Source organism: Tenacibaculum sp. 190524A02b (assembly GCF_964036645.1).
Classification (GTDB): Bacteria; Bacteroidota; Bacteroidia; order Flavobacteriales; family Flavobacteriaceae; genus Polaribacter; species Polaribacter vairaonense.
The window spans coordinates 4,616,552-4,640,205 of sequence record NZ_OZ038525.1 but is presented as its reverse complement, the minus strand read 5'-3'; the positions used below and the strand labels follow the sequence as shown (position 1 = coordinate 4,640,205).

General features: G+C 29.5%; 24 protein-coding genes. 12 read left to right on the top strand and 12 right to left on the bottom strand.

What is annotated here, in order from left to right:
* Positions 1 to 76: 76 nt before the first annotated feature.
* On the top strand, positions 77 to 1,201 hold the full coding sequence (gene folK / locus ABNT65_RS18860) for a 2-amino-4-hydroxy-6-hydroxymethyldihydropteridine diphosphokinase (protein WP_348707201.1): 1,125 nt from the start codon (positions 77 to 79) through the stop codon (positions 1,199 to 1,201).
* Positions 1,202 to 1,236: 35 nt separating this feature from the next.
* Here folK and gldC read toward each other — a convergent pair whose 3' ends face one another.
* Both gldC and gldB read right to left on the bottom strand, forming a co-directional pair.
* Positions 1,237 to 1,575: a gliding motility protein GldC gene (gene gldC, locus ABNT65_RS18855; RefSeq protein WP_348746576.1), complete on the bottom strand. Its 339-nt coding sequence runs from the start codon at positions 1,573 to 1,575 to the stop codon at positions 1,237 to 1,239.
* Between the two features lie 3 nt (positions 1,576 to 1,578).
* Positions 1,579 to 2,511 carry a gliding motility lipoprotein GldB gene (gene gldB, locus ABNT65_RS18850; RefSeq protein ID WP_348707199.1) on the bottom strand — a complete coding sequence of 311 codons (933 nt, stop codon included), beginning with the start codon at positions 2,509 to 2,511 and terminating at the stop codon, positions 1,579 to 1,581.
* Positions 2,512 to 2,633: 122 nt separating this feature from the next.
* Between gldB and nadE the strand changes: the two genes are divergently transcribed.
* Entirely contained in the window at positions 2,634 to 3,422 is a 789-nt protein-coding gene (gene nadE / locus ABNT65_RS18845; RefSeq protein ID WP_348707198.1) for an NAD(+) synthase, read from the top strand.
* 228 nt (positions 3,423 to 3,650) lie between these two features.
* On the opposite strand, the gene dnaG is transcribed toward nadE, so the two are convergent.
* A complete protein-coding gene (dnaG, locus tag ABNT65_RS18840) occupies positions 3,651 to 5,651 on the bottom strand; it encodes a DNA primase (protein WP_348707197.1) in 2,001 nt (666 codons plus the stop codon).
* 130 nt (positions 5,652 to 5,781) lie between these two features.
* Here dnaG and ABNT65_RS18835 point away from each other — a divergent pair, with 130 nt between their 5' ends.
* Positions 5,782 to 6,687, top strand: coding sequence for a hypothetical protein (locus tag ABNT65_RS18835; protein ID WP_348740121.1), 906 nt, complete (start codon positions 5,782 to 5,784; stop codon positions 6,685 to 6,687).
* A gap of 88 nt (positions 6,688 to 6,775) precedes the next feature.
* Here the strand turns inward: ABNT65_RS18835 and clpX are convergent, their stop codons facing one another.
* The 5 genes from clpX to ABNT65_RS18810 form a co-directional block, all read right to left on the bottom strand.
* Positions 6,776 to 8,014, bottom strand: coding sequence for an ATP-dependent Clp protease ATP-binding subunit ClpX (gene clpX, locus ABNT65_RS18830; protein ID WP_348707195.1), 1,239 nt, complete (start codon positions 8,012 to 8,014; stop codon positions 6,776 to 6,778).
* Positions 8,015 to 8,104: 90 nt separating this feature from the next.
* The gene (gene clpP / locus ABNT65_RS18825) at positions 8,105 to 8,764 is read right to left on the bottom strand and encodes an ATP-dependent Clp endopeptidase proteolytic subunit ClpP (protein ID WP_348707194.1); all 660 of its coding nucleotides are present in this window, start codon (positions 8,762 to 8,764) and stop codon (positions 8,105 to 8,107) included.
* Between the two features lie 125 nt (positions 8,765 to 8,889).
* A complete protein-coding gene (gene tig / locus ABNT65_RS18820; RefSeq protein ID WP_348707193.1) occupies positions 8,890 to 10,221 on the bottom strand; it encodes a trigger factor in 1,332 nt (443 codons plus the stop codon).
* 136 nt (positions 10,222 to 10,357) lie between these two features.
* Positions 10,358 to 10,711 (bottom strand): phage holin family protein, encoded by a 354-nt coding sequence (locus ABNT65_RS18815; RefSeq protein ID WP_348707192.1) that lies wholly within the window; start codon positions 10,709 to 10,711, stop codon positions 10,358 to 10,360.
* Positions 10,712 to 11,192: 481 nt separating this feature from the next.
* Entirely contained in the window at positions 11,193 to 11,570 is a 378-nt protein-coding gene (locus ABNT65_RS18810) for a hypothetical protein (RefSeq protein ID WP_348746575.1), read from the bottom strand.
* A 144-nt stretch (positions 11,571 to 11,714) separates the two neighbouring features.
* Here ABNT65_RS18810 and ABNT65_RS18805 point away from each other — a divergent pair, with 144 nt between their 5' ends.
* Positions 11,715 to 11,975, top strand: a complete 261-nt coding sequence (locus tag ABNT65_RS18805) for a hypothetical protein (protein WP_348707190.1) — start codon at positions 11,715 to 11,717, stop codon at positions 11,973 to 11,975.
* 96 nt (positions 11,976 to 12,071) lie between these two features.
* On the opposite strand, the gene ABNT65_RS18800 is transcribed toward ABNT65_RS18805, so the two are convergent.
* On the bottom strand, positions 12,072 to 12,839 hold the full coding sequence (locus ABNT65_RS18800) for an alpha/beta fold hydrolase (RefSeq protein WP_348740115.1): 768 nt from the start codon (positions 12,837 to 12,839) through the stop codon (positions 12,072 to 12,074).
* Positions 12,840 to 12,848: 9 nt separating this feature from the next.
* On the bottom strand, positions 12,849 to 13,562 hold the full coding sequence (locus tag ABNT65_RS18795; RefSeq protein WP_348746574.1) for a pyridoxine 5'-phosphate synthase: 714 nt from the start codon (positions 13,560 to 13,562) through the stop codon (positions 12,849 to 12,851).
* A 91-nt stretch (positions 13,563 to 13,653) separates the two neighbouring features.
* Between ABNT65_RS18795 and ABNT65_RS18790 the strand changes: the two genes are divergently transcribed.
* The 8 genes from ABNT65_RS18790 to murI all read left to right on the top strand — a co-directional run bounded on the left by ABNT65_RS18790 (position 13,654) and on the right by murI (position 21,633).
* Positions 13,654 to 14,313, top strand: coding sequence for a CBS domain-containing protein (locus ABNT65_RS18790; protein ID WP_348707187.1), 660 nt, complete (start codon positions 13,654 to 13,656; stop codon positions 14,311 to 14,313).
* Between the two features lie 36 nt (positions 14,314 to 14,349).
* A complete protein-coding gene (locus ABNT65_RS18785) occupies positions 14,350 to 15,246 on the top strand; it encodes an NAD kinase (protein ID WP_348746573.1) in 897 nt (298 codons plus the stop codon).
* A 106-nt stretch (positions 15,247 to 15,352) separates the two neighbouring features.
* The gene (locus tag ABNT65_RS18780) at positions 15,353 to 16,033 is read left to right on the top strand and encodes a DUF6089 family protein (RefSeq protein ID WP_348707185.1); all 681 of its coding nucleotides are present in this window, start codon (positions 15,353 to 15,355) and stop codon (positions 16,031 to 16,033) included.
* Positions 16,034 to 16,035: 2 nt separating this feature from the next.
* Complete coding sequence (locus ABNT65_RS18775) at positions 16,036 to 16,788, top strand: isoprenyl transferase (RefSeq protein ID WP_348707184.1); 753 nt, start codon at positions 16,036 to 16,038, stop codon at positions 16,786 to 16,788.
* A complete protein-coding gene (gene bamA / locus ABNT65_RS18770; RefSeq protein WP_348707183.1) occupies positions 16,781 to 19,342 on the top strand; it encodes an outer membrane protein assembly factor BamA in 2,562 nt (853 codons plus the stop codon). The genes ABNT65_RS18775 and bamA overlap by 8 nt, the downstream gene beginning before the upstream one ends.
* Positions 19,343 to 19,405: 63 nt before the next feature.
* The gene (locus ABNT65_RS18765; protein ID WP_348707182.1) at positions 19,406 to 20,206 is read left to right on the top strand and encodes an OmpH family outer membrane protein; all 801 of its coding nucleotides are present in this window, start codon (positions 19,406 to 19,408) and stop codon (positions 20,204 to 20,206) included.
* A 40-nt stretch (positions 20,207 to 20,246) separates the two neighbouring features.
* Positions 20,247 to 20,756 (top strand): OmpH family outer membrane protein, encoded by a 510-nt coding sequence (locus ABNT65_RS18760; protein ID WP_348707181.1) that lies wholly within the window; start codon positions 20,247 to 20,249, stop codon positions 20,754 to 20,756.
* Positions 20,757 to 20,826: 70 nt separating this feature from the next.
* A complete protein-coding gene (gene murI, locus ABNT65_RS18755) occupies positions 20,827 to 21,633 on the top strand; it encodes a glutamate racemase (protein ID WP_348746572.1) in 807 nt (268 codons plus the stop codon).
* Here the strand turns inward: murI and ABNT65_RS18750 are convergent.
* Together ABNT65_RS18750 and ABNT65_RS18745 are read right to left on the bottom strand one after the other, a co-directional pair.
* On the bottom strand, positions 21,630 to 22,601 hold the full coding sequence (locus ABNT65_RS18750; RefSeq protein WP_348707179.1) for a type IX secretion system membrane protein PorP/SprF: 972 nt from the start codon (positions 22,599 to 22,601) through the stop codon (positions 21,630 to 21,632). The two genes, murI and ABNT65_RS18750, sit on opposite strands and share 4 nt — an antisense overlap.
* Positions 22,602 to 22,686: 85 nt before the next feature.
* A complete protein-coding gene (locus tag ABNT65_RS18745) occupies positions 22,687 to 23,526 on the bottom strand; it encodes an AraC family transcriptional regulator (RefSeq protein WP_348707178.1) in 840 nt (279 codons plus the stop codon).
* Positions 23,527 to 23,654 lie beyond the last annotated feature (128 nt).

Below are 23,654 nucleotides of genomic sequence, written 5' to 3'. Positions count from 1 at the left end.
AAATTAAGTTTCTTGGAAAATAAAAAGCTTTTATCTATTTATTCTTTTTAATTTTATTTTTCTTTGCACCCCGTACATGAAAATACAAAGAATTACATATTTATCCCTAGGTACAAACCAAGGTAATAAGTTAGAAAATTTACAAAAAGCCATTGATTTAATTGCTAATAAAGTAGGTGCTATACTTAAAGTTGCTTCTGTATACGAAACTTCCTCTTGGGGTTTTAGTAGTAACAACTTTTATAACTCTTGTATTAAAGTTTCTACTTATTTACCTCCTGAAAAGTTAATTAATGTACTTCTAGATATTGAAAAAGAACTTGGTAGAATTAGATCAAATACCAATAACTATTCTGATAGAGTTATTGATTTAGATATTCTTTTATTTGATGATGAAATTATTTTTTCAAAAAACTTAATTGTACCACATCCAAGAATGTTAGATAGGAAATTTGCGCTAGCTCCACTAGCTGAAATAGCAAAAAACACTATACACCCAATAACAAAAACTAAGCTTTCTGTATGTTTTGAAAATTGTAATGATGATTCAGAAATAACTTTAATTTCTGAAAAACTAAATCGTCCTATACCTATTACAGAAAAGTATAACTATATAGCTATTGAAGGGAATATTGGAGCAGGAAAAACATCCCTTACTAATATGATGGCGGATGAGTTTAATGCTAAAATAGTTCTTGAACGTTTTGCTGACAACCCGTTCCTCCCTAAGTTTTATAACGATAACGAGCGTTATGCTTTCCCTTTAGAAATGAGTTTTCTTGCTGATCGTTATCAACAGCTTTCAGAAGATCTTGCTCAGTTTGATTTATTCAAAAACTTTATTGTTTCTGATTACTATATATTCAAGTCATTAATTTTCGCTCAAATTACATTGCATGATGATGAGTATACATTATATAGAAAAATGTTTGATATGATGTATAAGGAAATTACTAAGCCCGATTTATACGTGTATTTATATCAAAATACTGAGAGGCTTTTACAAAACATTAAAAAGAGAGGAAGAGATTATGAACAAAATATAGAAGCTAGCTACTTACAAAAAATTCATGATGGTTATAGTAACTTTATAAAAACACAACAAGATTTAAATATTTTAATTATTGATGTTTCTAACCTTGATTTTGTAAACAATAAAAATGATTATGAATATATAATAACCAAAATAAAAAACCATTAAAAAAGCTACCAATTGGTAGCTTTTTTAATGGTTTTTTATTTTTTAACCAGTTCTAATTTTTCCGCAAAATAATCGCAAAAATCTCGCATCGTAGCACTCATTTTCTCATCATTCGTTGCTCTCTCAAAAGTATTTGACATTGACACAAGTGTTTGATGGAAAAACTGCTTCATTTCATCTATAGGCATATCTTTAGTCCATAAATCCATACGCAATGTATCTTTCTTTTTATGATCCCATACAGACAGCATTACTGCTTTAGATGCTTCATTTTTTATACCACCATCTTCAGCATCCCAAGCTATCTCTTCAGGAACTCTATTCTCATCTAATCCAACTGTAAAAGTAATTTTTGAAGTATGTGCTATACTCATTATTTATCGTCTTGGTTTATATTTAGATTTTTTGAAGATTGTCTCTTCATCTGTTCTTATTAACTCGTGCAAAGATACGTCATTATTTCTCATATAGGCTTTTACTATTTGCCATCCTATCCACTCTCCTATTCGTCCTGGAGACCTATTATCTTCTTCCATATAAAATTTTGAAAAAGGAGCTACCTCTAAAAATCTTCTATCTAAATTTTTATCTGTACTAAACAACAAATTCTTCTCAATAAAATACTGCCATATTTGCTCTTCATTTGCTACAGCCCATTTATACTTTTCTTCTGCATACCCTATCTTATATTCATTCAAAACATCAGGTAAATAGCTATCTAATACAAACATTTTTTTGCCTTTGTTAATCATCTTACCTATAAAAGTTCTAGGCATTTTTCCCAAAATCTGTTTGTTCACCAAGTTTCTAGCTACATCTACAACTACCCTTCCTTTATGATTGTTTACCTTTATATATTCAGGATAATCTCCATAAAACTTATGATTTTTTCCAAGGTATGCATCTAAAGAAATTAGTAATAAACTATCTACATAAACAACTCTACTATCATAATCAATATTAGTTAACATAGTAATTACATTAGGACTCTTAAATTTTGGATTGTAATATTTTACATGTTTAAAAAATGAAGTAAGGTTTGCTTTTAACTCTTCAATATTATTAAAAATCTTTTGAGTTTCTTGAAACAGCTCCTGTTCATCTGTATTAATTTTCTTACTATTCCATACACTATCATGAACATTTTCAGGGAATAAAACTGGATATTCTTTTTTTAATTCTTGTAAATTTTTAGCAGAATTATTATAAAAATCCACATCAAATCTTTTTAATGCAAAACTAACGTCTACATTAGATAAATCTACTTTATTCTCTATATCATTTTTGCATGAGTATATTATCAAACTCATAAAAAAAAGTGCTACAATTTTTTGCATTAACTTTACTATATTTACGTTCAAAATTACAACGTCGAAATTACTAAAATAGTTTCATCAAGTAAAAAGCAATTATCTTAATAAATTTTTAGATTATGAATACACCTAAAGTTGTTGATCATATAGTTCACTGGTTAAAAGAATATGCTACAAATGCTAAAGTAAATGGCTTTGTTGTTGGAGTTTCTGGCGGCATTGATAGTGCAGTTACTTCTTCTCTTTGTGCCTTAACAGGGCTTCCAACTTTATGTGTAGAATTACCAATACACCAAGCTCAAAGCCAGGTTAACAGAGCTAATGAACACATTAAGCAACTTAGAAAACGTTTTAAAAATGTTTCTGAAGTAGAGGTAAATTTAACAAGTACCTTTGAAGATTTTAAAACTGTAGTCCCTGAGGTTGAAAGCTCAGCCAAAGTTGATTTGGCTTTAGCTAACACACGTGCTCGTTTAAGAATGACTACGCTATATTATTTTGCTGGGTTAAAAGGTTTATTAGTAGCTGGAACTGGGAATAAAGTTGAAGATTTTGGTGTTGGCTTTTTCACTAAATATGGAGATGGTGGTGTAGATTTAAGCCCAATTGCAGATTTAGTAAAATCTGAAGTTTATAAAATTGGTGAATACTTAGAAGTTCCTGTATCAATACTAGAAGCAAAACCTACTGATGGTTTATTTGGTGACAGTAGAACTGACGAAGACCAAATAGGTGCTTCATATGATGAATTAGAATGGGCTATGGATATGCAAACAAAAGGTAAAACTACCAATGATTTTAAAGGTAGGCAACTAGAAGTATATAAAATATACTCTAGATTAAATAGAATAAACCAACATAAAATGGTAGCAATACCAGTTTGTGAAATACCTACAGAATTAAAGTAGATTAATTGACACCATTTGCTGTTTAATTCTTTTGTAAGCTCGCTTTTTTTGTCCGTTGGAAATTTTAAAGGGGAGTAAAACTATTAGTCCAACTAATTCGAAAAATTGTAGCAACTTTCTCATAATTTAAAATTGATTTCTTGTTCTTCTTGTTGAGGCAAATGTACGAAAAAAAACAACACCTAATAAATCCCTTAAAAAAAACATACTAAACTCAAAAACAAAACGTTATATAACTCTATTCAATTTATCAAACAATAATTTTTTAAGTTCTGTATAGTTCCCTATCTCTTCTAGGTCTGGTGCTACTTGATTTGTTTGCATATCTGTTAAGATTCCCTGTATCTTTTTTTCTATCAAAACCCTTCTTAAATTCAAAATAGCATCTGTTACCAGTTTAGGTAAAATTTTTTCTATTTCTGTAACAAAAACCTCTTTTCTTTCCCAACTGCTTAATGTATATCGTTCTTCATCCATCAAAATATTAGTTACTAAACTTGATATTTCTGGGTTTTCGTGCATTATTAATTCATCAATAACTATTTTCTCTTTTTGATTAATTTGATGTACTAATTCATAATAAGTTAGTCTAAATATTTCATTAGAAAACTCAATTTCATCTTCTTGCATATTTAAATACAATTCATTTGATATTGTATTTTGGTATTCTTCCTTTTCTAAAATAGGTCTACCATGCTTATCATGTGCATCTACCCAATTAACAAACTCTACTACTTCATTCCCATACAATAATAATATTCTAAGAATCTCTTTTTCAAGAATTGATAATTGATCTATTTTTTTAGAGGCTCTTCCTGGTCTTTTTCCTTTTACCAGTTCCATCCCTCTTTTTTCATTCGCTCTTAGCTCCGCCTTAATTCTCCTATCATTAGCTGTATTACTTCTATTTCCTGCCCCTTTATTAAGTAACTGTGCCAGTTCACTAAACAAAACTTGCTCAGAAATATCCATAATTCTAGCACATTCTTGTACATATACTTCTCTTTGAATACCATCAGGAATCTTTGAAATACTTGTTACAATATCTCTAATAAGTCCGGCTTTTTTAACAGGATCATTTTTAGCTTCTTCCATTAACAAAGAAACTTTAAACTCTATAAAATCCTGTGCCTTATCTTCTAAAAACTGTTTTAATTCTGTACTAGAATGACTCTTCGCAAAACTATCTGGATCTTCCCCTTCTGGAAAAGACACAACTTTAACATTTAATCCTTGTTCAAGAATTAAATCTATTCCTCGCAAAGAAGCTCTAATACCAGCCGCATCTCCATCAAATAATACCGTAATATTTTGGGTTAATCTATTAATTAATCGAATTTGATCTGGTGTTAATGCAGTTCCAGAAGAAGCAACTACGTTTTCTACTCCCGACTGGTGAAAAGATATAACATCTGTATATCCTTCTACTAAAAAACAATTATCTTGTTTTGCAATTTCTTTTTTAGCTAAATATAAACCGTAAAGAATTTTACTTTTATGATAGATTTCACTCTCAGGGGAATTTAAATACTTAGCAGCCTTCTTATCATTGGTTAAAATTCTTCCTCCAAAACCAAGAATTCTTCCCGACATACTATGTATTGGGAACATTACTCTACCTTTAAATCTATCAAATTTTTTGTCTTCTGCTCCACCTTCTTTTACAATAGTTAAACCAGTATCTCTAAGATATTTTAAATCATATCCTTTTGCTAATGCAGCCTTAGTAAACCCATCCCATTCATCTTTACAATACCCTAAATCAAACTTCTGAATAATTTCTTCTCTAAAACCTCTCTCTTTAAAATAGGAAAGTCCTATAGCCCTTCCTTTTTGGGTATTCATTAAAATATCATGGAAATAATCTTTTGCAAACTTAGATACCAAAAACATACTTTCTCTTTCATTCATTTGCTGTTTTTGTTCGTCTGACTGCTCAGTTTCCTCTATTTCAATATTATATTTTTTAGCTAACCATCGTATAGCTTCTGGGTAGCTATAATGCTCATGCTCCATTATAAATGAAATTGCATTCCCTCCTTTTCCTGTACTAAAATCTTTCCATATCTGTTTGACTGGTGAGACTACAAAAGAAGGTGTTTTTTCATCTGTAAACGGGCTTAAGCCTTTAAAATTACTCCCCGCCTTTTTTAGCTGTACAAACTCACCTATTACTTCTTCTACACGGGCTATTTCAAAAACTTTATCTATCGTTTGCTGGGTAATCATATAATCTTAAAATACAGTTTGGCAAAGATAGGATTTTTGAACATTTACTTTAAACTTCTATTTTCATTAGTATTATTTTAACTTGACAAAATCAATCAAAATTATTAATTTTGAGAAAATTCCCCTAATTATGAAACTTGTCAGTACCTTCTGTGCATACGCACTTTTTATTACATTCAATTCATTTTCTCAAGAAACTATCATTATTCCAGATATTGGTTTAGAAGAAGCCTTGATTGATTTAGATATTGATTCAAATGGTCTTAATGGAAATATTTTAGTTAGTGATGCTAAATATGTAGTAAACCTAAATATTAACAATCCGCTTGAAAACAAACTTTTACCTAATGTTAATTCTAAAATCAAAGACTTAACAGGTATTGAATACTTTACTAACTTAAAACGTTTGGATTGTTATGGTAATGAAATTACCAAAATTGATTTATCAAAAAACACCGAAATTACCTTTTTAAATTGCAGCGATAATAAAATTGTTGAACTAGATTTAAGTAATAATAATAAGCTTATATCCGTTAGTTGTGACACAAATAAACTAGTTTCCCTTACTTTAGGAAAACAACCAGATTTAGTTGATTTATTTTGCAATAGTAACTTACTTGAATCATTAAATATAGAAAACTGTAACTCGCTTGAGAATTTTGATGCTAGCGGTAATAAAATAAATACAATTGTTATTAATCAAGAAGCTTATAACAAAAGTTCTGAAGGTTGGTATAAAGATGAAAAAACAGTGTACAAGACTAATTTAGAGGCTCCTATTATAGCTACTAAAAATGTTATTTCTGATGAAGTTTCAATAGCTGAACCTATTAAAAAAATTGAAAAGCCAGTTGAAAAAACATATGATGAGGCTTTTAAAAAATTAATAGTTGCTGAATATGAAAAAAGAGTTCTTGAAGAAGCTTATTTAAGATTGAAAAAAGAAGAAGTACAGCGTAAGTATAATTTAAGTGATGAAAAAATAACAAAGTGGATAGATAAATATAGTAAGCTTCCAAAAGTTACTAAACAGTAATAGTTAGTTTCATAAAATACAACAAAACTAAAAAAGCCCTTAAAATCAAATTTTAAGGGCTTTATTTTATATATACATCCTACTTTAACTAAGATGCCGCTTTTAGTTTTGTTAAAGCAGTTTTTGTTAGTTTATTTTCAGCGTACTCAACATCAACAATAAATTCTTTATCATCTCCACTTGGTAGCTCAAACATAGCATCAGTTAAAATTGCTTCACATAAAGACCTTAACCCACGCGCCCCTAATTTATATTCTACGGCTTTATCAACAATAAATTGTAATGCTTCTTCTGTCATTGAAAACTCAACATCATCCATAGAAAACAGCTTTTGATACTGCTTTATAATAGAATTTTTAGGTTCCGTTAAAATAGCTCTTAATGTTTTAGCATCTAATGGATTCATATAACTTAAGACTGGTAAGCGTCCAATAATTTCAGGAATTAAACCAAAGTTTTTTAAATCTGAAGGAATAATATATTGTAATAAGTTATTCTCATCAATTTTATCTTCATCTATAGAAGCGCTATACCCAACAGCTTGCATATTTAAGCGTTTACTTATAATTCTATCTATTCCAGAAAACGCTCCTCCAGCTATAAATAAAATGTCTTTAGTATTTACTTCAATAAATTTTTGTTCAGGGTGTTTTCTTCCTCCTTTAGGTGCTACATTTACTACAGCACCTTCTAATAATTTCAATAAAGCTTGTTGAACACCTTCTCCAGAAACATCTCTTGTTATAGAAGGGTTGTCACCTTTACGAGCTATTTTATCTATTTCATCAATAAAAACAATGCCTCTTTCTGCCTTTTCAACATCATAATCTGCCGCTTGTAATAAACGACTCAAAATACTTTCAACATCTTCCCCAACATATCCTGCCTGTGTCAATACAGTAGCATCAACTATAGAAAAAGGCACATTTAACATTTTAGCAATAGTACGAGCTACTAATGTTTTACCTGTTCCTGTTTCTCCAACTAAAACAATATTAGATTTTTCTATTTCAACTTCATTATCATCATCTTTAGACTGTAATAATCTTTTATAATGATTATATACAGCTACGGACATTGCTTTTTTAGTTTGATTTTGCCCAATAATGTACTCATCTAAAAAAGCTTTTATTTCTTTAGGCTTTTTTAAGGTTAAATCACTAGACAAACTACTTGTTTTAGCCTCTGCTATCTCCTCTTGAACTATTCCGTAGGCTTGCTCAATACATTTATCACAAATATGAGCATCTAAACCAGCTATTAATAAATCCGTTTCAGGTTTTTTTCGCCCACAAAAGGAACATTGTAAGTTTTCTTCTTTCGACATTATCTTGCTTTATTATAATACTATTATAAAAAGACAACAATGAAGTAACCTTAAAAGGTTACTTCATTTTATCTTTTACAATAATTGAAATTATTTTCTTTTTAAAATCTCATCAACCATTCCATATTCTTTAGCTTCTTCTGCTTTCATCCAATAGTCTCTGTCAGAATCTGCATGTACCTTATCAAAAGGTTGTCCAGAATGGTGAGAAATAATATTATATAATTCTGTTTTTAATTTCCCTATTTCTTTAACTGTAATCTCCATATCAGAAGCTTGTCCTTGAGCTCCACCTAAAGGTTGGTGAATCATAATACGTGAGTGCGGTAAAGCAGACCTTTTTCCCTTCTCTCCTGCACACATTAAAACAGCACCCATTGAGGCTGCCATACCAGTACAAATAGTTGCTACATCTGGTTTAATAAATTGCATTGTATCATAAATTCCAAGTCCAGCATAAACGCCTCCACCAGGAGAGTTAATATAGATTGAAATATCTTTAGTAGCATCAACACTTTCTAAAAATAATAACTGAGCCTGAATTACATTTGCCACCTGATCATTAATTCCTGTTCCTAGAAATATAATTCTGTCCATCATTAAACGAGAAAACACGTCCATTTGTGTAATATTTAACTGGCGTTCTTCCATTATATATGGTGTTAAACTGCTAGTTATTTTACCATAATAGCTGCTACTTATTCCGTGATGCTTAGTTGCGTATTTTTCAAACTCTTTTCCGTAATCCATTATATTAAATGTTTTTTCTGGTTATGAAGTTGTAAATATAAGAACTATTCAGTTAAAAAAATAGTGTTCTTTAAAGCAAAAACCTGAACTTGCGTTCAGGTTTGTTTTATATATTTAAGATTTTCTTATTTTCCGTCTACATTGTATACTTCCTTAATAAAATCTTCATAACTCACTTCTTTAGTATCAAACTTCATGTTCTCTTTAAAGAAAGCTACTAACTTTTGAGATACTAACTGTTCTTGTAAACGACGTGCCTCGTCTTGGTTTGATAAAACACGACCCGCTATTCCTTCTAGTTCTTCTTCTTCTGGGTTCATATTTCCAAACTGAGCCATTTGTGCTTTAATAAATCCTTTAGCATACTCAACTAACTCAGCATAATCAACCTTAATTTCGTTATCTTTCATGATTTTACCTTCAATTAATTGATAACGTAATCCTTTTTCAGATTTTTCGTATTCTGCTGCAGCTTCTTCTGCTGTTAACTCTTTTTCACCCGCAGTTTGTAACCACTTTTGTAAAAAATCTTTTGGTAAATCAAACTTCGTATTATCAACTAAAGTTTCAGTTACAGCATTTAATAACTGTTGATCTGCTTGTTGTTGAAATTGCTTCTCAGCATCTTCTTTTATCTTCTCTTTTAACTCAGTTACAGTTTTTACACTTCCATCAGGAAACAACTTATCAAATAATTCTTGATCTAATTCTGCTTTTTCTGTTTTATTTATTTCTTCTACAGTGAATGTAACTTTAATATCTAAATCTTTAGCATCATCATTAGAAACACCTAAAACTTGTTGCAACTTATTATCATCTTCAAAAAGCTTTTTAGTATCTAACTCAATAACATCTCCTACTTTAGCTCCGATTAACTTCTTTTCGTTTTTCTTTCCTTTTAAATCGTTAACTAAAAAAGTAGATTTTTTATTAATTTCTTTTTCTTCATTAACAAAAGTTCCTGTTACATTAGAATGCTCTTCACCTTCCTCTAAAGTAATTAATTTACCATAACGAGTTTGAATGTTTTCAACCTCCTTTTCAATTAATTCATCAGTTGCAACAATATTGTATCTTTTTACTTTCTTAGATTTTAAATCTACATCAAACTCTGGAGCCAATCCTAATTCAAACTCAAAAGAAAACTGCTCAGATTCCCAAGAAAAACTTTCATTTACTTTTGGTAATGGATTACCTAAGATATCTAATTTTTCTTCTACTAAAAATTTATTTAAAGACTCTTGTAAAAGCTTATTAACTTCATCAATCATTACAGCTTTACCGTATTGCTTTTTTACCATTCCCATTGGTACATGACCTTTTCTAAAACCTGGTATGTTAGCTGTTTTACGGTAGTCATTCAAAACTTTTGTTACTTTATCTTTATAATCATCTGCAACAATGTCAACCTTTACAATGGCATTTAGTGCATCTACGTTTTCTTTTGTTATGTTCATCTTAAAATCTGTTTCTTTAAAATCGGGTGCAAAACTACTACTTTTCTTATTGAGAACCAAGACTTTTAGAGAGAAGTAGTAAAGTACGCTTTATTTTACTTTTTTTATTGTTAAATACTGTATATAAGTTATTTGTTTATTTCTTTTTCTTTTTTTCTTTTAAAAATGAAAATAAAAAAGATCTAAATATTGATAAAAGGATACTAAAAAATAATGCAGAAAAAAAACCATAAACCTCAAACCCTGTTACCAATTTCCCTGCAAACAATATTATAACTGCGTTTATTACAAATAAAAATAGTCCTAATGTTAAAATAGTAACCGGTAAAGTAAACACTATTAACAAAGGCCTAACTAACATATTCAAAAGCGCTATAGTTATTGCTACCAAAAGTGCCGTTGTATAATTATTAACTTCAATACCTGGTAAAATATTTGCTAATATTATTACAGCCAATGCAGTTAATAGTATTTTTAAAAATATCTTCATATAAAACCTTTTCTTCTTTCTTGTCTAAAACTATACCAAATAGTTACTTCTGTTAATTTGGCAGACTTTATACATATTATCTTTATTTTATTAACATAAACAATTGCACTTCTTAATTTGAACTTATAATCACTATACAGACTCAACAGCTAGTTTAAATTCAAATTGAACACTTTAAGTTTAGATAACAGAGGAGGTTTAACCATATTTTTTGAATGAGAAATAAAAACATTAAACCAGTATGCTAAAGCTAAAGTTATATTTGCGGCTCTCTAATATATCTTCAATACCTACTATAAAGGAAAGTAGAATCACAGATTTATACCACAACAAACAAGTTTATTTCAATTTTAATAACCTTGACTAATTTACTAAAGTCAGAGCGATTAATTCCTCTGGTTTCTTTTTAACTCGAAGAACCACAAACAACATTACAAATTCAAAATAATTATTCTACTATTAATGGCAAAAACACTTTTACTTATTTATCATTTAAAACTTCTATAATTCGGTTATTCAAAATTTGAAGTATCTCTTTATCCTCAGACAGTAAAACCAATAATTTCTCCTTAACCTTAAACGTTAAATCTATTTCTCCATATGGGTCAGCTGGTTCTTCCGCTTTATTTTGTATCAACATAGTTCCTTGACCAGTTAATAACCATGTTGGGCTTATTTCTGGAAAAGCTTTTAGAATTTTGTTTAACACATTACTTTTAAAAGAAGCTTTTCTTCTTATTGCAGTACCTATAGAATTATTAGAAACATCAATTTTATTCTCAAAAGACCTTATATTCATATTATTATATATAATAACTTCCTCTACTCTTTTATATGTTTCATCAATAAAGTCGCTCATGCAAAATTAACTTTTTTCTAATTTTATTAGAATTATGTTTTAATTATAGAATTTTGTTTGTATATTTGTATCATATTAAGTACAAAACACGTACAAATATAAATTAAAACTAATGTCAACTACCAAAAAGAAACTATAGTTTTTATGATTACTAAAGTGCAACGAGAAGAATTAGAAAAAATAAAACCTTATAAATACCGAGAAAAAGTAAGGAACTATCTAAAAGAGAACAACTATTCTTTTTCTTTAGAAACCATACAAAAGGTATATGCTGGGAAAAGAAATAATTTAATAATAGCCAAAGCCATTATAACAGTTTTCAACAATCATAAAAGAGAAAAACGATTAGTTATTAATTCACATATAAATTCTGCTACAAACATTGATAACAAAGACATCCCTTAAAGATGGACAGAATGAGGAGGACAAAAGTGGGGTAGATTTTTTTCTACCTCGCTTTTAAAACTAACAAAATTCTAAACCAAACAGTGTTTTTAATTACTATTTGAGAAATTTAATTACTTTTTCATAAAACTCCAATGGGTTCTCTGCATGTAACCAATGCCCTGCTTTTGACACTTTTTCCACTGATGAATTTGGAAAATGTGCATTTATTAAAGGGAAATCTTCATTTGATATATAACCAGATTTCTCTCCAGCTAAAAACAACGTTACCCCATCATAAACTGTAAATGAAGGTAGAGCTACTCCTACTTCTTTATTATTTTCAGTTAATGATTTTAAATTGAATCGAAAAGCAAGTACTCCTTTTTCTTTCCAATATAAGCTTTTCAATAAAAATTGTCTAACCCCAACTTCTGAAATTAGTTCTGCCAGTTTTTCATCTACTAGCTTCCTAGAGTTCTGCACATTAAAATCTACTGAATTTAAAGCTGCTAAAATATCGTTATGATGTGGCGGATAATTTCTTGGCGAAATATCTGCTACCAGTAGCTTTTTTACAAACTCAGGAAACTCAACAGCAAACAACATTGCTGTCTTACCTCCCATTGAATGGCCTAAAATACTAACGCTTTCAAGTTTATAGTTCAGAATGTAATTATGTAAATCTTCAACTAATAATTCATAATCAAAAGCCTCTGCATGAAAACTTCTACCATGGTTTCGCTGATCTATTAAATGTACTTCAAAACCATCTTCAGCAAATTTATTAGCATGAGTTTTCCAATTATCACCCATCCCAAAATAACCATGTAATATTATCAATGGCTCACCTGTTCCTATTATCCTTGAATGTAAAACTTTCATAACTTGGAGTTATTGTAATCTATGCAAATACATATTAACTACATTTTCTATTCCTAAATAAATACTCTCTGAAATAAGCGCATGTCCTATTGAAACTTCAGCTAAATTTGGAATATTTTGTTTAAAAAATTGAACATTCTCAAGGTTTAGGTCATGTCCTGCATTAATTCCTAAACCAAGTTCATTTGCTAACATTGCTGCTTTTGTATAAGGTTCTACTGCTTCTTTATTGCCTTTTTCAAATTCTGTTGCATATTTCTCTGTGTACAACTCTATTCTATCTGTTCCTGTTTTAGCTGCTGCTTCAATTAATTTTAAATCTGTATCAATGAAGATAGACGTTCTAATACCTGCGGATTTAAATTCTTGGATTACTTCTTGCAAGTATGATTGATTAGAAATAGTATCCCATCCTGCATTTGACGTTAGCACATTTTCTCCATCTGGAACCAAAGTAACTTGAGTTGGCTTAATTTCTAAAACTAAGTCTGTAAACTTTTTAATTGGGTTTCCTTCAATGTTGTACTCTGTGGTTACTACATTTTTTAAATCATAAGCGTCTTGGTAACGAATATGCCTTTCATCTGGCCTTGGATGAATAGTTATTCCCTCAGCTCCAAACCCTTGAACATCTTTTGCAACTTGTAATAAATTTGGAACATTACCCCCTCTAGAGTTACGTAACGTTGCAATTTTATTTATATTTACACTTAACTTTGCCATGTATAATTAAAAATTTGCTTGTAAATATTTTGTAAACTTTTATAATTGGCAAAAGTAACTTATTAAATCATTTTAAACTATATTCGTACTAATGAATATTAACGATTTTATACTCAACGAAATTAAAGAATTAAGTTTAACTCATACTGTAGGCTGCGCCCAAGAAGTATTTGAAAACTTACCAATTACGCATATTCCTGTAGTAAAAAACAAAAAACTTGTAGGCTGTTTACCTGAAAGTGATATTCAAACCATTGATGATAAAAAAGGATATTTAAAAGATTACGACTATCTTTTAGATCACTTTTATACTCATGAAAAAGCAACTTTACTAGATTTAGTTACCTTATTTGCTGATAATGATTGTAATTTAATTCCTGTATTAGACAAAGATTTAAATTACATTGGTTACTATGAATTAGGTGATATCCTTGATGCGTTTGCTGACAGTCCTTTTTTACACCTAGAAAGTGAAACACTTATAATTCGTAAAAACAAAAATGACCACTCTATGAGTGAAATATCTCAAATTGTTGAAAGCAATAAGGGAAAACTTTTAGGTATGTATATTTCTCATGAAGGTCCTGACAAAATGCAAGTAACTCTAAAAGTAGCTTCTAATGAAATCAATGAAATTATTCAAACATTTAGAAGATATGATTATGATGTAGTTACACAACATGAAGATGATTTTTACTTAGAAGAACTTAAAGACAGAGCTAGATATTTGAGAAAGTATTTAGACATGTAACTTCTTTATTTTACCTACTATTAAATTTTTTAAAAAGTGAAAAAAGTAGCCATTTACGGACAAGCTTATACTATTTCTGCGGAAAAGGAAATAAAAATTCTTTTATCTATTTTAAAGAAATACGGGATTGTTGTTTTTTTTGAAAAGCAGTTTTACGATTTATTAATTAAAAACAAATCATTAGAAAAAAAATACCCAACCTTTACTCATTTTAATGATTTATCAAACTCTTTTGATGTACTTTTCACTATTGGAGGTGATGGAACAATTTTAAGAGCTGTCACTTATATTCGAAATCTTGACATCCCCATTATGGGTATTAATACCGGAAGACTTGGATTTTTAGCTACAGTTCAAAAAAACCAAATTGAAGAAGCTGTTGAACTATTATTAAAAAAAGAATATACAATTCAAGAAAGAACGCTATTACAAATAGAGACTTCTCCTATTGCTGAAGAACTTTCTGAATTGAATTTTGCTCTAAATGAAATAACCATTGCTAGGCGAAATACAACCTCAATGATTGGGATAAACACCTATCTTAACAACGAATATTTAACCAATTATTGGGCGGATGGCCTAATTATAGCTACACCAACCGGTTCTACAGGTTACTCTTTAAGCTGTGATGGTCCAGTTATACTTCCTAATTCAAAAAGTTTTGTTATTACCCCAATTGCACCTCATAATTTAAATGCACGCCCTATGGTAATACCAGATGAAACATCTATTCAGTTAGAAGTTAGTGCAAGAGAAAAAGATTTTTTAATTTCTTTAGACTCAAGAATAACCACCGTTGAACAAAACACTAAGGTCAAAATAAAAAAAGCACCTTTTACAATTAAAAGTATACTACCAAAAAACCAATCTTATTTAAAAACCCTTAGAGGAAAACTTTTATGGGGAGAAGACACTAGAAATGAAGCTTTATAAAAAAATTTACCACAATATTTTAGCAAAAAGGAAGTTAATCAAAAAAGACGGTTTATTAACTTTTTAAAGCAAATTCAATTCCCTATATTTGCACGCTATTTTTACAATGGAAAAACGATTTTTATTTATAACGCTTATACTAGCATCAGTAATCTGTAAAGCTCAAAGTCATGAAATAGGCTTCTTTTTTGGAGGCTCAAATTTCATTGGGGATATTGGTAAAGAAAACTACATTTACCCAAACAAAGTAGCTGGAGGTTTAGTATATAAATACAATTTAAACCCTAGAATTGCTCTTAGGGGAACTTATACTTACATACCAGTTTCAGGAGATAATACTGAATCGGAAAACCCTTACAGACAAACTATTGGAAGAAAATTCACAAATATAATACATGAATTTGCTGCTGGAATAGAGTTTAACTTTTATGATTACAATATAAGTGATTATAAGACAACGTATACTCCATACATTTTTACAGAAATAGCAGCCTTTAATTATAAAAGTCCAACAAAATTACTTTCTAATAACCAAGTACAATTAGAAAGTAAATTCTCTTATTCATTACCTTTTGGAATAGGTATTAAAGGATTACTTTTTAAAGATGTAGCCATTGCTTTTGAAATTGGCGCAAGATATTCTTTTACAGATGAGTTGGATTATAGCACTCCTAAAATAGACGCACTTAACTTTGGCGGTAATGGAAATGATTGGTATGCCTTTTCTGGTTTATCAATTGTTTATACCTTTGGCAGGCCACAATGTTTTAGTGGATTAACAGAATAAATATGGACGAAAAACTACGAAGCATTAACTTACATAAAGTACCAAACCATATAGCCATAATAATGGATGGAAACGGAAGATGGGCAAAAGGTAAAGGAATGCAACGTGTTTTTGGGCATAGAAATGCTTTAACTGCTATTAGAGAAACTGCTGATACTGCTTCTGAACTTGGCGTTAAATTTTTAACATTATATGCTTTTTCTACTGAAAACTGGAATAGACCAAAATTTGAGGTAGATGCTTTGATGAGTTTATTGGTAACTACTTTGAAAAAAGAACTACCTGAATTTATGAGGAAAGATGTGAAAGTTAATGCTGTTGGAAATATCAATAGCTTACCTCAAAATGCTCAAAAAATTCTGAAGAAAGTTATTGATGAAACCAAAAACAATAAAAAAATCACTTTGAGTTTTGCTTTAAGTTATGGCTCAAGAGAGGAAATTGTTAACGCTGTCAAAAACATATCTAAAAAAGTTGTTAATAAAGAATTAGAATTGGAAAAAATTGACGATAAAATTATAAATAATCATTTATATACCTTTAATTTGCCGGACGTTGATTTAATGATACGTACAAGTGGGGAACACAGAATTAGTAATTTTTTACTATGGCAAATGGCTTATGCAGAACTTTATTTTACGGAAGTACTGTGGCCAGACTTTAGAAAAGAACATCTTTTTGATGCCATTTTAAATTATCAAAACAGGGAAAGACGATTTGGAAAAACAAGTGAACAGATTGAAGCAAATGAATAAGTACTCGTACCTTTTAGCATTATTTATAACTGCTTTTACATTAGTAAACACACAAGCTCAGCAAAAAGAAAACAACAATTCATCAACAGTAATTCCTTATGAAAAAGGTAAGGAATATACCCTAGGCGGTATTACTGTTACAGGATTACAAAAATTTAGTGAACAAACCGTTAGAGTTTACACTGGGTTAGTTGTTGGACAACCAGTAAAATTACCTGGTGATAAATTAACTAGCGCTATAAAAAAGCTATATGAAAGTAAACAATTTAGTCAAGTTGATGTTTATTTATCTAAGTTAGATGGAGAAACTGTTTACTTACAATTTGATGTAATTGAACTACCTCAATTATCAAATGTTTCTATTTCTGGATTAAGTAAATCTAAAATTAAAGACATAAAAAAAGAGACCGAGTTAAAAAAAGGGGTTATGGTTACTGATAACTTAATTGTAACCACTCGTAACTATATAAAGAAAAAATACACTGATAAGGGATATTTAAAAACCAAAGTTACTTTAGATACTCAAAAAGACACGTCTGATGTTAATACTGTTAGCATGAGTATTTTTATTGATAGAGGAAACCGTATCAAAATAAAAGAAATTAATTTTGTTGGTAATAAAGCTTTAGCTGATGGATCTTTAAGAGGGGCTATGAAAAACACCAAACGTAAGTTTTTCGGTCGCTTTTGGAAATCATCAAAATATGTTATTGATGATTATAAAGCTGACTTAGAAAGTATTTTAGAAAAATACAGTGAAAGAGGTTTTAGAGATGCTCGTATATTATCTGACAACATTACTTGGAATGATGACAATACTATCAATTTAGAAATTAAACTTGAAGAAGGTCGTCAATATCGTTTTGCTGATATTCTTTTTGTAGGAAATAAAACTTACACAGACGAACAACTACAGAACATTTTGCGTATTGACAAAGGTGATGTTTATAATGGTAAAGTTTTAAAGGAAAGAATATCTGGTGATGGAACACCAACTTCTACCGATATTCAAACTTTATATCATAACAATGGTTTCCTTTTCTCACAAGTAAATGCAGTAGAAACAAAGGTTAAAAATGATTCTATTACTGTTGAAGTTAGAATTAGAGAAGACGAACAAGCCACTATTAAAAAGGTTACAGTTGTTGGTAATGACAAAACAAATGATCATGTTATTTATCGTGAACTACGCGTAAAACCTGGTGATTTATTTAGTAGACAAAATATTATCAGATCTATTCGTGAAATTGGACAATTAGGATTTTTTGATACTAATGTAACTCCTGATGTAAAACCTAATTATCAAGATAAAACAGCAGACATTGAATTTTCTGTTACTGAAAAAGGAGGTAGTCAAATTGAATTACAAGGAGGTTATGGTGGTGGATCATTCATTGGTACTTTAGGATTATCTTTTAATAACTTTTCTATTAGAAATATTTTTAACAAAGAAGCGTATAAACCTTTACCAATGGGAGATGGACAAAGTCTATCTTTAAGATTACAAGCAAGTAGAACATTTAACACGTATAGCTTTTCTTTTACTGAACCATGGTTAGGAGGAAAAACTCCACAATCATTGTCTTTCTCGGTATATTTATCTAATCAATACAGGTTTGACTTTAGATCTAATACTGTTAATAGAGATGAGAGTTTAAGTATTATAGGTGCTTCTATAGGGTTAGGAAAACGTTTAAATTGGCCTGATGATTACTTCCAACTTTCTCAATCTATCAGCTATCAAAGAATTGCTCTTCAAAACTATGGATATCGAGTAGGTTCTTCAAATGCAGTTTTACGTGATGGTGATCTTAACAATTTAGCATATAGTGTAGCACTTACTAGAAACTCTTCTGGTCCTAGTTTAGTGTTTCCTACCTATGGATCTGAATTTACAATTAGAGCAAAAGCTACTTTACCATATTCTTTAATAAGCGGTAGAACATTTGAAAACTCAAATAATTTTATTCAAGGTTCTCCTGAACAGCAAGCTTATTTTGCTGATAAATATAAATGGTTAGAATATTATAAATTATCTGCCAAAGGAAAGTGGTATTCTCAATTAGCTAAAAAGCTTGTATTAATGTCTAACTTTGAAATTGGCTATTTAGGAACTTATAATAAAGAATTAGGATTAACACCTGTTGAAAGATATTTTGTTGGTGGTGATGGAATTGCACAAGGTCAGTTAGATGGTAGAGAAGTTATTGGCTTAAGAGGTTATGAAAATAACCGTATTTCTTCTTTAGATGGAGGTTCTATTTACAATAAATTCCAATTAGAGTTACGTTATTCTATAACAGACAAACCATCTGCTTCAATTTATACATTAGGATTCTTAGAAGCAGGTAATTCATATGACAATTTTAGCGATTTTAATCCGTTTAGATTAAAGCGCTCGGCTGGATTAGGTATTCGTATATTTATGCCTGCTTTTGGACTATTAGGTATTGATTTTGCTCATGGGTTTGATCCTTTACCTGGTCTGGAAAATAGTATAAACCCAACAAAATCTGGTTGGCAAACACATTTTATTATTGGAAGACAGTTCTAAAACCTTACATTTGTAATGTGTCTGGTTTTTTGGCACGGTTTTTTCTAAACACATTATAACAAGATGAAGAAAAACATTTTATCGATCGTTCTTTTATTTTTAGCAACTATTACTTTTGCACAAAAAGGTCAGCGTATTGCATATATAGATATGGAATACATACTTCAAAATATTCCTGAATATATTGAAGCCCAAAATTCCTTAAATGCCAAAGTTGAGAAATGGAAAGCAGAACTAGATAAAGAAGCTAGAAGTATAGAGGTTTTAAAAACTGACTTATCAAACGAAAAGGCAATTTTAACCAAAGACTTAATAGAAGAAAGAGAGGAAGACATTAACATAAAGCAAGAATCATTAAGAAGACTTGAATCTTTATATTTTGGTCCTAGAGGTGATATGTATAATTTAAGAAAACAGTTGATTAAACCAGTTCAAGATCAAGTTTTCAATTCTGTACAAACCATAGCTAAAAGAAAAAAATATGATTTTGTATTTGACAAGTCTGGTGATTTAGTTATGCTTTATTCAAATAAGAAACATGACATTAGTGATTTAGTTGTTAAAATGATTAATATTGATCAAAAACAACAGGCTAAAAAAGATAAAATAGCAGCTAAAAAGGCATTATTAAAAAATGGTGAAGTAAGCGAAAAACAAAAATTATTACAAGAAAAAAAGGCAGCCTTAAAAAAGAAAAAATTAGACGCAAGAGCTGCAAAGGTTAAAGAAATAGAAGAAAAAAGACAGGCTAGATTAAAAGCCAGAGCTAAAAAAAGAAAGTTATTACAAGAAAAGAGAGATGCTTTAAGAAAAGCTCAAGAAGAGAAGAAAAAATTAGAGCAACAAAATAAAGAAAGCAAATAAAATCAAGAATAAAGACAATAATTAAATTAAAACAACAGAGATGAAACATTTTAAAACGTTATTATTAGTTGCAATTTTTACAGTTGGTTTTGGTGGGGTTGTTAGCGCGCAAAAAACTGCACATATTAACACTGATAAATTGTTAGCTGAAATGCCTGCAACAAAGGCTATGAAGGCAGAATTAGAGAAATTAAACAAAACTTACCGTGATGATATCGAAGCTTTATATAAGAAACTTGAAGCTAAGATAAAGAAATATGAAGCTGAAGGAAAAACTCAAACTCAAGAAGCTAATCAAAAAAGAGCAGTAGAAGTACAACAAGATAGACTTAAAATAAGTCAAGCTGAGCAAGCTGCTAGTCAAGAAATGCAAAAAAAATATCAAGAAAAAACACTTCCTATTTTAAAGAAAGCTGAAGATGCTATTAAAGCTGTAGCTGCTGAAAAAGGAATTATTTATGTGTTTGACGCTGCACCAGGTAAAGGTTTAATCGTTTACGAAAAAGGTGAAGATATTTACAACGCAGTTAAAGCTAAATTAGGATTCTAATATATTAGTTAAATATAATTTATTGTTAAAAACCTGCTTTTTACAGCAGGTTTTTTAATTTTGCATTTATATGAAAAGTGAATCTCCTATAGGCATATTTGACTCTGGTATTGGTGGAACCTCAATTTGGCAAGAAATAAGAGCACTTCTACCCCTTGAACATACAATATACTTATCAGATAGTAAAAATGCTCCCTACGGGCAAAAAACCAAAGAAGAAATTGTAAACCTATCTATAAAAAACACTGAGTTTTTATTAGAAAATAATTGTAAAATTATTGTTGTTGCTTGCAATACAGCTACAACAAACGCGATTAAAGTTTTAAGAGAAAAATATGATGTTCCATTCATAGGTATTGAACCAGCTATCAAACCAGCTTCATTAAAAACTAAAAATAATGTAATTGGTATTCTAGCTACTAAAGGTACTTTAAATAGTGAGCTTTTTGAAAAGACTTCTTCATCTTTAGAAAGCGATATAACCATTATTGAACAAGTAGGTGAAGGTTTAGTTGACTTAATTGAAAATGATGAGTTAAATAGTCTTAAAATGGATTATCTCTTAACCAAGTATTTAACGCCTATGAAGCAAGCTAATACTGATTGTATTGTACTAGGTTGTACTCATTATCCATATTTAAAACAAAAAATTCAGGATATTGTTGGTACTGACATAACAATAATTGACTCTGGTTATGCTGTAGCACTTCAAACAAAACGAGTACTAGAAAATTTGAAGTTATCAAATAAAAAAGAAGAAGTAAAAAAAATGTTAGAAGTTAAATACACTTTTTACATTAATAAAAACAAAAATACTCTAGGTAAAATCTTAAAAAATTATGCCACAGAAATTGAAATTATTGAGCATAATTTTTAAAAACTACCATTAATATTTGGACAAGCCGAAGCTCTTCTTTTTCTACATAAAATATTCATTCCAAGAGATATTTGATGAAAATTACCATTAGAGAATATTAAATCTCCTGTTTGCTTGGTGTAAGTATATGCAAACATAAATTTCTTATAATTTACACCCACTATTGGTGTAATGTATTGCGAATTCCCAAACACACTACTATCAAAGTTTTTTCTATAAGAAATAGCTCCCCATAATTGCATGTTTGTCATTTTTTTATACACCTTAAAATTCAAATCCATTATCTTTTCTCCTGTACCTTCTTTAAATTGAAACATTACAGATGGTTCATATTGTAATTTTTCTTCATCACCAAAAAAATATGCCCCACCAATAATAAAGTTTCTCAAATTTAAAGATTCAAAATTATCATCAAGTTTGCTCTTAGCGGATAACAATATATTTTTTATAGTTAAATAAGAAGAAAATCCTTTGTAATGATATCCCAAACCAAAATCAGCATTAAAATAAAAACTACTTTCTATAACCTGATTTACAGCTGGATCATTAAAAAAGCCCGTTTGGTCTACCTCATTTTGAACAGCAGACAACGACAATCCAAATGATAATTGGTTAAACAAATTCTCATTTCCAAAATTAATATGATAAGCGTAAGTCCCTTGAACTGCTCTCTGCGAATGATATCCATTACTATCATTAAATAATACTAGACCATAACCTGTTTTGGAATATTCTCCACCATTAGCATGAAAACTCAATGTTTGTAATTCAGGTGAATTTTTAACACCTACCCACTGCTGTCTGGCTGTCAATCTAATCTTTCCACAATCACCTATACCAGCTGCAGCTGGATGCAATAAGTATACGTTATCTGATAAATAATCAGCATAAATTGGTAAAGTTTCTTGTGCTTTTATTTGAACATAGCAACAAAAAAATAGTATTAGGAAATGTATCTGTTTTCTCATAAAAGAATAATAAGGGTCCCAAATATAAACAAGTTAAAACCTTTTTACCCTAAAAATATTGTGTACAATAGATTTTTTTTCTAAATTAATAAGCCAATCTATACTCAGAAGGTGTAACACCTTTTATTTCTTTAAATTTTCTATTAAAATTAGATATATTTTTGAACCCTGATTTCTCTGATATCTCCGTAATTAAAAACTCTCTATTTTGAAGAAGCTTACAAGCTTTCTCAACTCTAATTTCATTTAAAAAAGTAAAATATGTTTTATTAGTACGTTGTTTAAAGTATCTACAAAATGCATTAGGTGTCATATTTGCTACATCAGCCACTTCTTCTAAATCAATCTTTTTATCGTAATTTGTCAATGTATAATCCATTACATTCCCCATTCTTTTCCCTTCATTATCTGTATATTTTTTTGTATACAAAAAGGTTGATAATCTTTCTATATCAGAGTTTATCATTACCCTTAATATTTTCATAAAAATAATAAACCTATCAAAATCATCTCCTTTAGAAATCTTCTTAAAGTAATTCATCAACTTCTGTTTATTATTCAAAACTTTAAAACTCGTCTTAGCATTATCAAAGAATATTCCTAACTCTTTGAAGTCATCTAACTGAAAAAACACATCACCAAAGGATTCTCTTGTAAAAAAAAGAGAAATCATAAATGAATTTTTAATATTAGTAATATCACTTTTAAAAACATGTGGTTGATTTCCTCCAATAACTAACACATCACCACTTACATATTCATTAACAGAATCTCCGACAACAAGTGCGCCTTCACCTTTAACAATGTAACAAATTTGTATTTCTTCGTGTTGGTGTAATTTATCGTAAAAAAATGCTCCTTTATCTTCCTGATAAATTAGTCCTATATTTTTTGCCTTTGGTATTTTGAATGGTAATACTTTCATGAGATAATTTTCTTTTCAAATCTATTAAATATACACAATAAATCCTCATAAAACAACTTAACCTGTTAAAATAGTACCAACATGAGTTAATGAAATGCTTAAAAGCTATTCTTTTTCAATATAAATTT

Coding starts and splice junctions, on each gene's coding strand:
- ABNT65_RS18745 (WP_348707178.1), bottom strand. CDS start 23,526: ATGAAAGTATTACCATTCAAAATACCAAAGGCAAAAAATATAGGACTA.
- ABNT65_RS18815 (WP_348707192.1), bottom strand. CDS start 10,711: ATGAAGATATTTTTAAAAATACTATTAACTGCATTGGCTGTAATAATA.
- ABNT65_RS18805 (WP_348707190.1), top strand. CDS start 11,715: ATGATTACTAAAGTGCAACGAGAAGAATTAGAAAAAATAAAACCTTAT.
- tig (WP_348707193.1), bottom strand. CDS start 10,221: ATGAACATAACAAAAGAAAACGTAGATGCACTAAATGCCATTGTAAAG.
- ABNT65_RS18775 (WP_348707184.1), top strand. CDS start 16,036: ATGGACGAAAAACTACGAAGCATTAACTTACATAAAGTACCAAACCAT.
- bamA (WP_348707183.1), top strand. CDS start 16,781: ATGAATAAGTACTCGTACCTTTTAGCATTATTTATAACTGCTTTTACA.
- folK (WP_348707201.1), top strand. CDS start 77: ATGAAAATACAAAGAATTACATATTTATCCCTAGGTACAAACCAAGGT.
- ABNT65_RS18810 (WP_348746575.1), bottom strand. CDS start 11,570: ATGAGCGACTTTATTGATGAAACATATAAAAGAGTAGAGGAAGTTATT.
- ABNT65_RS18835 (WP_348740121.1), top strand. CDS start 5,782: ATGAAACTTGTCAGTACCTTCTGTGCATACGCACTTTTTATTACATTC.
- dnaG (WP_348707197.1), bottom strand. CDS start 5,651: ATGATTACCCAGCAAACGATAGATAAAGTTTTTGAAATAGCCCGTGTA.
- ABNT65_RS18790 (WP_348707187.1), top strand. CDS start 13,654: ATGAATATTAACGATTTTATACTCAACGAAATTAAAGAATTAAGTTTA.
- ABNT65_RS18765 (WP_348707182.1), top strand. CDS start 19,406: ATGAAGAAAAACATTTTATCGATCGTTCTTTTATTTTTAGCAACTATT.
- ABNT65_RS18750 (WP_348707179.1), bottom strand. CDS start 22,601: ATGAGAAAACAGATACATTTCCTAATACTATTTTTTTGTTGCTATGTT.
- murI (WP_348746572.1), top strand. CDS start 20,827: ATGAAAAGTGAATCTCCTATAGGCATATTTGACTCTGGTATTGGTGGA.
- gldC (WP_348746576.1), bottom strand. CDS start 1,575: ATGAGTATAGCACATACTTCAAAAATTACTTTTACAGTTGGATTAGAT.
- nadE (WP_348707198.1), top strand. CDS start 2,634: ATGAATACACCTAAAGTTGTTGATCATATAGTTCACTGGTTAAAAGAA.
- ABNT65_RS18800 (WP_348740115.1), bottom strand. CDS start 12,839: ATGAAAGTTTTACATTCAAGGATAATAGGAACAGGTGAGCCATTGATA.
- ABNT65_RS18760 (WP_348707181.1), top strand. CDS start 20,247: ATGAAACATTTTAAAACGTTATTATTAGTTGCAATTTTTACAGTTGGT.
- gldB (WP_348707199.1), bottom strand. CDS start 2,511: ATGAGTTTGATAATATACTCATGCAAAAATGATATAGAGAATAAAGTA.
- ABNT65_RS18795 (WP_348746574.1), bottom strand. CDS start 13,562: ATGGCAAAGTTAAGTGTAAATATAAATAAAATTGCAACGTTACGTAAC.
- clpX (WP_348707195.1), bottom strand. CDS start 8,014: ATGTCGAAAGAAGAAAACTTACAATGTTCCTTTTGTGGGCGAAAAAAA.
- clpP (WP_348707194.1), bottom strand. CDS start 8,764: ATGGATTACGGAAAAGAGTTTGAAAAATACGCAACTAAGCATCACGGA.
- ABNT65_RS18780 (WP_348707185.1), top strand. CDS start 15,353: ATGGAAAAACGATTTTTATTTATAACGCTTATACTAGCATCAGTAATC.